This is a genomic window from Mesorhizobium sp. WSM4837, assembly GCF_055811435.1.
This window is the reverse complement of the sequence record NZ_JBVVQE010000122.1, coordinates 1-9682: the sequence shown is the minus strand read 5'-3', so window position 1 is coordinate 9682 and position 9682 is coordinate 1. Positions and strand designations below refer to the sequence as shown.

Sequence of the window (9682 nt, the reverse complement as noted above, 5' to 3'; positions counted from 1 at the left end):
AAATAATCGTGCGTTATCGCCGCTAAAACCAACAAAAAAAACCCCCCCCCAAACACCAAACACCTGGTGTTTTACACCACCCCCACCCCCCCCCCCCCCCCGGCCCCCGCCCGCCCCCCCCCCCGCGGGGGGCCCCGCCGCGACAGCGAACAGGCTGCCGGCCTGCTTTGGTGGTGTGTTCCCGAGCCTCTCTCCGCGCGAAGGATCGTCATCCGCATGGGCCGAGACGCACAGCGGCTCGGGGCGTCAGCCTAGAGCCTGGTCCCCATGGGACGCGCCCTACCTCTCCCTCTCGGATCACCACCGAGCCTTAACATGCACGCCGCGAATCCAATCATCGCTCGCCAGCAACCCCCCATGAGAGTGCGCGGAGAGCCCTATGGGCCCACATCGAAACTCCAGACTGCTGATTTCAGAGATTGTCGCCAGCCGGAAGCTGGCTTCTTATCCTTACCAAATCTTCACTGCGCTCTCCTGACCATAAGATTTGATGAAACGTCTTCAACATAACGTGCATTGATACTAGGCGACGACGGCGCCATTTGTCAGTACTAATTTTTTCTATTTAATTTAGTCAGCTACAAACGTATCCCTCAAATCTCCGTTGGAAATATGTCCCACGATCGTTCTTGCCCCTCCGCTTTTGTTTCTTGTAAAGAAATACTTGACAATTCGTGCTATATTGCATTTTGACTTTTATCGCATATTTTTACTCTTAACCGGATGAGCCGGCCCAATCTGGAGATTGAAAATCATGACTTTGTCAGCCGAAATTGCTCCCCACTTGCCGTCTCTTCGTCGCTACTCAACGGCTGTTGCCGGCTCGCAAATGGTCGGCGATGCGCTGGTGGTGGCCATGCTTGAGGAGCTTGTCGCCGATTTCAGCATCTTTCCTACCGCCTCGAGTCCACGCACAGGATTGTTTGTTTTCTTCTCCCGTTTCTGCGCCTCCGCTATAGACCGCGTGCCGACGTGGAACCTCGCAGGTGGCGGTCAGAGCGGCGACACCGACGTGATGTTTCTTTCGCCGGTACGGCGTCAAGCGTTTCTCCTCGTCGCGGCCGAGGGTTTCGACATGGTTGAAGCTGCCGAGACGCTAGCGATGTCTGAAGAGGAGTTCGAGGAGCTCTTGACCTCGGCCTATGCGGACATCGTGATCCAGATGACTCCCTACGAGAGCGAGATCTCGATGTGCACGCTCGCTAACGCGACCACTGTCGCGGCGAACGGAGTCCCGGACCAGCTTATGGTCCACAGCGAGCTTGCTATTCCTGCATTCGCATAGTGAGGGGTCCTGTCGTGCGTAAGCCCTCCTCTATCCACCCGTCGCATTTTGGCTTGGTCAAAGGTTTTGACGCGAAGGCATCGTTCTTTCGCTCCCTAGCTCAATGGCGGGGGAAGAAACCGGTCATATGGCAGGCATATGAACAGAACCACTGGTCAAGTTTCAGGTGCGGACCGAACGGGACATCCGCGCGCAGCGACGTCTCGGAAACTGCCCGATTATACTGATCCATGGCCGCGGACCAATGATGTGCGTCCTGGCGAACATGATCACGCCTTCGGCAATCACGCGCCACTTAAAATTCAATATCAAGATCAAGCAACTGATGCGAGAACTTGACGTAATAGTCCGGCCCAAAACTTATATGAGTTGATCCTATTGCACCCATGCACTGCAGGAAAAATGAGAAAGAGAACCCACCTCTGCTTATTTTATTCTTGATATTTGCTTCTGTTTCCGAAATTCCCATCTTCCCAAGCAAGTCGCATAGCTGTGAATACGTAACTCCACGTCTTTTCAGTTCCCCCTTTAGTATATTTTTTGCTTCCAGCGTCCAATCTTTTGCCCTGAGCCCATCCCAGATGCGCTCATCGGAGTTCAAATTAACCATAATGACTCATTGCTCCCGTTTGTCGCCATAATCGATACTTTTGTCATTGACACAGCGAGCACTGCTCCACTATGTATCGATTCTGGATACCAAGGTATCAAAACCGATCGGAATGGTCTAGCTTTTTGTTAGCTCGGTCCGATCCCATCTGGAGAACGCATCCGTGACTATATCATCCGAAATTGCACCTTTACTCCCCCTTCTTCGCCGCCACTCGATGGCACTGACCGGCTCCCAAGCAGTTGGCGATGCCGTCATTGTCACCATGCTTGAGGCGCTCGTCGCCGAGATCGGGATTTTCCCTTCGACCTCTAGCGCGCGCATCAGCTTGTATACACTGCACTGGAAATTCTACGCCTCGGCCTTGCTCCGCGTTCCTACTTGGTTCGCGCCGACCACTGTGAGCCGCAAGTTCAATCTCATGGCACTTGCGCCACGGCACCGGCAGGCGCTGCTCCTCGTCACGCTCGACAATTTCAGCAGGCTTGAAGCTGCCGAGACGCTGGAGGTATCTGAGGAAGAATTCGGGCATCTCCTGACCGCTAGCTATGCCGAACTTGCAAGTTGGGACGAAGATATTTCCGCCCTCGCTGCCGTCGCTTGATAGGAGCTCGTCATGCGGACCCGCTCCTCTATCCACCCGTCGCATTTTGGCTTGGTCAAAGGCGCAAAATCTGTCCGAAAAGTTCCCCGTTTCAGCAAGACACTGGCGTACCGAGGCTTCTCGGCTTCCAAGAAAGCACGGGGCGAGACACGCTTCAATTCTCTTCTGGAACGTGATCTTCATACGCTCCTTGAAGTCGACCCGAATGTCGCTTCCTTTGCCGTCGAGCCCCACAAGCTGACCTATTTCTTGCCCACGCCGAACGGTGGTGCGGAGAAACGAGAATACACGCCTGACGTCGTGGTGAGCGACCGGCGCGGAAATATTTCGGTTATTGACGCCAAGGCATCGTTCTTTCGCTCCCAACCCCAATGGCGGGAGAAGGAACCGGTCATACGGCAGGCATATGAACAGGACCACGGCGTCAAGTTTCAGGTGCTGACCGAACGGGAAGTCCGCGCGCAGCCACGTCTCGGAAACTGCCAGATTATCCTGATCCACAGCCGCGGACCAATTGATGTTTCGTTGGATTTGCAGCTGCGCGAAATTCTCGCGGCATCGGGGCCCGTTTCGATTTCCGAACTGCAAAATCTTGTTAGCAGAGGTGAAAATGGCGATCTGCGCGAACGGGCCTTCTCAACGGTGATGGCATTGGTGGCACGCGGCGTCGCTCACATCGACCTTGGCATTCCGCTCTCGATGGCTTCCGTTATTTCGGAGATTCTGAGGCCATGATCGCAGCCCCGTCACAGGCGCCGGAGGCGACCTCCCAACATATCGTCGTCGAACACCCAAAGTTTGCCCTGCAGCTCTATTCGCGCGTTTCCATCGACGGGCGCGAATATCGGACCAGGCAAAAACTGGGGCGGGAGTGGCTGTTTATCGACATTCAGACAGAGGATTCCAAACTTCTCACCGACGCCGACATCGCAGGCCTTCAGGCGTGTGGCGAGTTCCTCGTGCTTGAGAGCGGTCTCGTGTCCGAAGAAACGGCTAGGCCACTTTCGCCCTTGGTCTGCAGCGAGAAGATTCACCAATCCAACCTGCGGAAGAGCGACTATGTCTCGGCGTGTCTCGCGCTGGGAGACAGCCTTCGGCGTTCAAGATCAGTCCTGAACCCGATTCTGAGAGAGGTCGCCGAGAGGCGTGGGGAGAAACCCCCAGGGTTCACCTCCGTGCTCAATTGGCTTCAGGAGCACAAACAGTACGGATCATCTTACGGCACTGCGGCCTATTCGGACCGACATGATTTGAAGGGGAGCCGCCGTACCAAGCTTGCCTCTTGGCAGGAAACTGCGATTGAGCCTGGGATCAACGTGTATCTCGCCGGCGCCAGCATGGATTTGGCGTATGCCACTGTGTGTGAACGCGTGAGGGAATACGACAACGAATTTGGATCCGCGCTGGACAAGGACAGCCTTGGGCCCCGTTTCGTGCAACTCAACGGAAATCTGAGGCCGCCGTCACCGCGGACTTTCGAAAGGCGTTGTGCGGCGGTCGATCGATTCACACGCGACGTCGCTAGGCGCGGAGAGCGTTACGCTCGTAATCGCAACCGCACCTACGCAACTGTTGCGCTGCCAGAGCGCCCCTATGAACAAGTAGAAGTCGATCATGGTCGGCTCGACATCCTGATCGCCGATGAAAGTGGGATCGTCTTTGGTCGTCCCGACATCATCGTTTTTCGTGATCGTGCGACGAGCATGATTCTAGGGTTCTCCATCGGCTTCGAGGAGCCCAGTTATGCGGCTTTCATCCAAGGCTTGAAGCATACGATCTACCCAAAAGACCTCGGCCACCTTACCGGAATCGAAAATAAGTGGCCTTGCTTCGGTCGGATAGAGAACCTGTTCGTCGACAATGCGCTGCATTTCATCGGGCACAATATCGAAGAGGCGGGTAGAGAACTTGGCTTCAACGTGGTTCGACTGGCCCCACGGTCGCCTTGGCTGAAGGGCGCACTCGAACGGTTCTTTGGAACCCTCAACGTCGGGCTTCTCCATTCCCTGCCGGGAACCGTACTTTCAAACGTTCTGGCACGCCGCGACCATGAAAACCTGGGCGCTGCGACCCTTACGCTGATTGAACTGGAAGCGCTAATCACCAAATGGATCTGCGACATATACCACGTGCAGATCACCAAGGGGTTGGGGATCATTCGCGGCGTTGGCGATGTGCCGCTCAATGTATGGAACAGGAAGGCAAAGACCTACCAAACGGCGCCACTGCCGAGCAGGGACACCTTCATTGCACTGGCGGGCGACACCATCGAACGAACCATCCAGCGCGATGGCGTCGTATGGGACTACATCAAATATGAGGGTGCCTCGCTAATTTCGATTCTCACGGACACCCGCCATCGCGCACGTCAGGCTGGCAAACCGACAACGAAGTACAAATTGGTTCGTGACCCTCAAGACCTTGGCACCATCAACCTCATCAACCATCACACTGGTGAGGTGCTTGCTCTGCACGCAACAGATGCGCACCGGAAGTATGCAGACGGACTGACCCTTCATCAGCACCGCGTAATCATCGCCCGGGCCAAGGAGCAGGTTCGAGGCGAGTGCGACGTGGACCAGTTGATGAGGACCAAGGCTCAGCTGGCCGAGCTCATTTGCCAGCTTAGGAACAAGCCAAGCCAAAAGAAAGTGCAACGTAAGCTTGCCAGATATCTGCAACTTGAAACCGCCAAGAAGCTTTCGAGCACCATTTCCGCCCAAGATTTTGGCGACTGTTCTGCAACCGGGTTTCTCGATCTCGGAGCGCATTTACCCGAGATTCTAACGGATATCCCGTCGGCGGACGCCGTACCGGCCCAGACGAGGCGGGATTGGAAAGGTTCGCCTACCTCGACAGCAGACTCAGGCGCGCCGAGCGACGACCTCTCGGATCTGGATCAGTTCAGGAAGAGTAAGAATTGGAGTGTGAGTGATGGACGTACTTCCTGACCGCGCAGCGCGCGCCGAACTCCCTGTGGGTGAACGGCAGCTGATCATGAAAAAGCTGATCATCAACCACGATCGCCTAAAGGAGGCCCGCGACGCCTTCGCCCGGTTCCATTTCCCAGTCGTCGGCGGAGTGGCCGATAGCGGATCGATTTCGTTGGTCATGGGAGACAGTCGGACGGGGAAAACGTTTGGTGCAAAGTCTTATCTCGGCGGGTTTCCTCAGCGCCTAGGCGAGCGAGGCATGATCTATCCAGCGCTTCTCGTTGAGATGCCAGCTTCAGGTGGCTACCGAGCAATATTGGAAAATCTCGCGGACGCCATGAGTATCGCGCATACGCTCCGCATGAACAATTCGGTGCTTACGAACAACATCCTGCGCGGACTTGAGTTACACGAAGTCGAGCTTCTGATTTTCGATGAAGTTCAGGACGTCTGTGACATCAAGAACCCTCGTCTCGCATCCGACTTCAAGCGCCTCATGCGGAAGATCCTGAACCTGGAGAAGGCAAGCATCGTTTGCATCGGATTACCCGAGACCTACGGCCTGCTGTCGAGCGATAAGCAGCTGGTCGGGCGCGGCGGACTCCAATATGCTTTCCTGCACCCATATTCTTGGGACAGTGACGAGGAACGCAAGTCGTTTCGGCTGCTGTGCGATCAGTTCGATGAGGGCATGCCGTTCTTGGACAAGTCACGCCTCGGCACTGCGGCCACAGCCGAGCGGCTGCACTGGGTGAGCCAAGGAATCATCGGCCTGCTGAAAAATTTCCTGTTCATTGCCGGAAGCTTGGCAATCAACGACGGGTCTAACCAACTGGATGCGACGCATCTGGCACAGGCCTACGACTGGATCAAACCGCCCCAGACGGGCTTTAATCCGTTCCGAGACGATTGGTCCAAAAAACCAGATCCTGTGGTTACTACGGCACCACTGACAACACATGACCCCTTTGCCAAGCGGAGGCGCAGCGCTCATGCTCAATAAGCCGTCATGGTCTTCATCAGCAAATCCTCCTCCTATCCCGCGGTGGCTTGAACCGTACGAGCATGAACCTGCTCACGGCTTTTTCCTGCGCCTGGCAGCGCACAATGGGCAACAATCGATCCCTCCCTATGCCATGTCACTGGGGCTTAACGGTCGCAATATTGACCCCCAGCAAATGCTGCAGTTCTGCGAGCAACTTCCAATAGCTGGCATTGAACGGCTACGCAGCGTTACACCAAGGATCGTGAGACAATCAGTGTATCTTCGGGGACAGCACCTTAGACTGGGCCGCGACTGGTCCATTAGCCGGCGCCGATATTGTCCAGAATGCGTGCGAGAAGAGTCCTACCACCGTTTCTGGTTCGATCTGGCAGTCGTGCGAGTGTGCCCAACTCACGGGCTTGCTTTAGCCAGCAGTCCAGGAGGCATGAAATTGGCGTGGGAGAATGCTTCGCCGTTAAACCTACTTCAACGCCTGGGGGAAAACTCGCCCGACATAAATGGCATCGGCGCGAAGTGGTCCGAATATGTCATGGGTCGCCTCGGTGCATGGCCGGTTTCGCCCCAACCGCTCCTGGACATAATGCCTCTTCTGGACGTCGTGTACCTCTGCAGCGCAATTGGTAGGATGTCAAAGTATGGATGGAAGCACGTGCATGGACACGGTCGAAGCGCATTTACCGATGCGATTGCAGAGGGATTTCACTACATAGCAAATGGTGGTTCGTTGGACGCTCTATGCGACGACTATCTGCGACAGGCGCCCTCATACGAAAAAGGTGATTCTAGCTGCAAAGACATGAAGCTAAATCTCGGTTGGCTCTATAGTGCCATAAAGTCGAAACAATACAGCTCGTCCACAATGATATTGCGACAAGCGATGGACGATTCAATGATGAGAAGTCGTTCTTGTCGGCCCTTGAGGAAAAAAACGGTCAACAATGCGGAACTTCAACTTAATAGCTTATCGGACCAGATGGGCTTGTACCCCAGTGAAGTCAGGCAGCTAACGGGCTGGTTGGCTATTAAAACTGACACCGGCAGCCGGTTCTGTGCTCAGGTGGATATTCCTAAGATTAGTCTGCTCGTTGACAACCTCGTGCCCTCTGAAGCCGCCGCGCAAGCACTGGGCGTATCATTAGAGCGTTTTCCAGGAGTGCAAAGACACTTAGGGATCAAGCCGGCTTTGAAGGCGCAAGCGGGGCGCGCAGCGCGCTACGACATCCGACAAATCGAACGGCTTGTTAATGATCTTCGCAGCAGCATTACCAGGGCCGATGAAGATGTCACATTAGGCAACCTCGACCAGTACAGGGTGAAGGCCAGGTGTTCTTTGGGAACCGCAGCATCTCGAGCCGTCGGTGGCAATCTTCCTATCCTTGGTTGGCTCAAGTCGGAAGCCGGTATCATGGGTGCACTTGTTCCCATGCCCGTCTCAAAGTCGAGGCCCTACCAAACCCGTCAACGGACAGCGGATGAATGGGTAATCACCTCCGGTCGAGCGGCATGCCAATTGCAGGTGGAGTATCGAGTAATTGCGAAGCTCGTCCTGGCCAGAGCGCTTACGGTCGTTCCAGGAAAGAGGACTCTCGACCGACGAGCTTTTGAGCGTTTTCGGTCCGAATTCGCACCGGCCCATATGTTCGCTTCTTTGCTGGGAGGTAGGCGCAATTTAGCGGGACTTCGTCTTCAAAGGCTCGGCGTAGATCTTGCTTATTCGTCGAAGAAAGTCGGGGCCGACTTCGTTCGCAGAAGAGATGCCGAGAGAGCCTTGAGCCTTGAGTTTGGAGAGTTCCCGTCGCTTTGCAGGGAGGCAACGTTCTGGGAGGCACTTGAGGGACATCTCCAGAAATCAAGGTGCTCCCACCTTCTCTATTGGCGACCAGATTCAGCCACGGCCACGGTCAGAGACGCAACGGGCCGTGCGCGCGTACTGATTAGCCTGTCAGTCGCAAAAGGCAGCATTGCTCTGGGGTTCCCCATCAATGGACGCCGCCAGGCTAAGATATTCCACTCTCGATTGCCTGCAATTCGTGCCACGTGGCCTAACGCCGCAAGAAATTTCGATGAGGCGGGAGCTTACTACGGGGAGACAATTTCGCACGATTTTGAATGTGACCCTTTGCCAGCTTTCTTGTGGATTGAAGAATGTTTGCAGAAAGTTCGCGCTATCTTTGTTCCATCGTAGATTTTCGTTCGTCTTTGCGAGTACGCCAGGGCAACGGTACGGCAGGATCACCAATTGAAGAAGTTTCCAAGAAAGTCGAGATCTAGCCGACTGTCTCGTGAGCCACAAACAGAAAAAAATTGACAGATCGCTCTTCTTAAGAGATCATTTCTCTATCGTCGGCGGGGTCGACGAAACCCCCGCATCTCACATATGAGGAATGTCATGATCAACTATCATGGTTCGACGACTACCTATTCAGAAGACAAGCTTGCGAAATTTCGCTGTTCCCTTGATCCAGAGAAACTCAGACTCGCTTCCCCGGAAGCGAGAGAGGCCATTATTGCTTATGCTGGGATGATTGCCGAGTACCGCGCCAGGCTCAGCGATATCGATGCGGCAATCGCAATTAGTCCGGATGGTCCTGGCAAAAGGCGGCTGATGGCTGAGTCGGACTCGATTCGTGAAGCTGCCCGACTCTTGTTTTTTTCGGTTCAACCGTACCAGACGTACTAATTCAGTCGGCCCGTTCGAAGGTCCCATCCAGGCGGATGTGAGGTTCGATCCCGCGCTCATGCACCAGCCAGGCGAGCATCTCGGCCGATGCGTAGGCGCTGTCGGCGGCCAGCCGCCCCGGATAGGGGCCGAAGCGATCTTGATCATGGTGCGCGCCGCACCGACTTCCGCCTGACAGATGGCGCGGCTCGCCTCAACGTCGACGATGACGGCATGATCGAGATCGATCAGATGGTTGGCGGCGTAGGCGAAGAAGGCATGGCCCTTCAGCGCTCCCGTCCACTGTGCGGCAGGGTCCTACTTCGAGACGAATTTAGGCTTCACCTCGCTTTCTGCACCCCAGGCAGCGTCATCCAGCGCGTCGAGATACACTTTGACCGAGCGGCGGGTCGCCGCCATCGTCCCCCAGTCGACCTCTTTTGATCCCTCCGCCGAGCGCTGCTTGTTCGCATCCGCCTTGCTCAGACTGGCGGGGGGGGGGGGGGGGGGGGGGGGCCCCCCGCCCCCCCCCCCCCCCCCCCCCCCCCCGCGGCGGGGGGGGGGGGGCGCGCCCCCCCCCCGCCA

The 9682-nt window shown here is 55.8% G+C and carries 9 protein-coding genes and 2 pseudogenes; 9 read left to right on the top strand and 2 right to left on the bottom strand.

Annotated elements, in window-relative coordinates; translation table 11 throughout:
- Positions 1 to 66 precede the first annotated feature (66 nt).
- On the top strand, positions 67 to 255 hold the full coding sequence (locus AC0L3D_RS35075) for a hypothetical protein (protein ID WP_473647362.1): 189 nt from the start codon (positions 67 to 69) through the stop codon (positions 253 to 255).
- A 499-nt stretch (positions 256 to 754) separates the two neighbouring features.
- Complete coding sequence (locus AC0L3D_RS35070) at positions 755 to 1285, top strand: hypothetical protein (RefSeq protein ID WP_473647361.1); 531 nt, start codon at positions 755 to 757, stop codon at positions 1283 to 1285.
- A gap of 295 nt (positions 1286 to 1580) precedes the next feature.
- On the opposite strand, the gene AC0L3D_RS35065 is transcribed toward AC0L3D_RS35070, so the two are convergent.
- Positions 1581 to 1895, bottom strand: coding sequence for a DUF6471 domain-containing protein (locus AC0L3D_RS35065; RefSeq protein ID WP_473647360.1), 315 nt, complete (start codon positions 1893 to 1895; stop codon positions 1581 to 1583).
- A gap of 163 nt (positions 1896 to 2058) precedes the next feature.
- Here AC0L3D_RS35065 and AC0L3D_RS35060 point away from each other — a divergent pair, with 163 nt between their 5' ends.
- The 7 genes and pseudogenes from AC0L3D_RS35060 (at position 2059) to AC0L3D_RS35030 (ending at position 9118) form a co-directional block, all read left to right on the top strand.
- Positions 2059 to 2499, top strand: a complete 441-nt coding sequence (locus AC0L3D_RS35060; RefSeq protein WP_473647359.1) for a hypothetical protein — start codon at positions 2059 to 2061, stop codon at positions 2497 to 2499.
- Between the two features lie 12 nt (positions 2500 to 2511).
- Complete coding sequence (locus tag AC0L3D_RS35055; protein ID WP_473647358.1) at positions 2512 to 3234, top strand: Tn7 transposase TnsA N-terminal domain-containing protein; 723 nt, start codon at positions 2512 to 2514, stop codon at positions 3232 to 3234.
- Positions 3231 to 5450 carry a hypothetical protein gene (locus AC0L3D_RS35050; RefSeq protein WP_473647357.1) on the top strand — a complete coding sequence of 740 codons (2220 nt, stop codon included), beginning with the start codon at positions 3231 to 3233 and terminating at the stop codon, positions 5448 to 5450. The genes AC0L3D_RS35055 and AC0L3D_RS35050 overlap by 4 nt, the downstream gene beginning before the upstream one ends.
- Entirely contained in the window at positions 5434 to 6435 is a 1002-nt protein-coding gene (locus tag AC0L3D_RS35045; RefSeq protein WP_473647356.1) for a TniB family NTP-binding protein, read from the top strand. Before AC0L3D_RS35050 ends, AC0L3D_RS35045 begins: the two co-directional genes overlap by 17 nt.
- A pseudogene (locus AC0L3D_RS35040) lies at positions 6392 to 6832 on the top strand (TniQ family protein); the annotation flags it as partial. The gene AC0L3D_RS35045 and the pseudogene AC0L3D_RS35040, both read left to right, overlap by 44 nt.
- Positions 6833 to 6868: 36 nt before the next feature.
- Positions 6869 to 8623 carry a hypothetical protein gene (locus AC0L3D_RS35035; protein ID WP_473647363.1) on the top strand — a complete coding sequence of 585 codons (1755 nt, stop codon included), beginning with the start codon at positions 6869 to 6871 and terminating at the stop codon, positions 8621 to 8623.
- Between the two features lie 204 nt (positions 8624 to 8827).
- A complete protein-coding gene (locus AC0L3D_RS35030) occupies positions 8828 to 9118 on the top strand; it encodes a hypothetical protein (protein ID WP_473647355.1) in 291 nt (96 codons plus the stop codon).
- Between the two features lie 7 nt (positions 9119 to 9125).
- On the opposite strand, the pseudogene AC0L3D_RS35025 reads toward AC0L3D_RS35030, so the two are convergent.
- Positions 9126 to 9589, bottom strand: a pseudogene (locus AC0L3D_RS35025) (IS5/IS1182 family transposase); the annotation flags it as partial.
- Positions 9590 to 9682 lie beyond the last annotated feature (93 nt).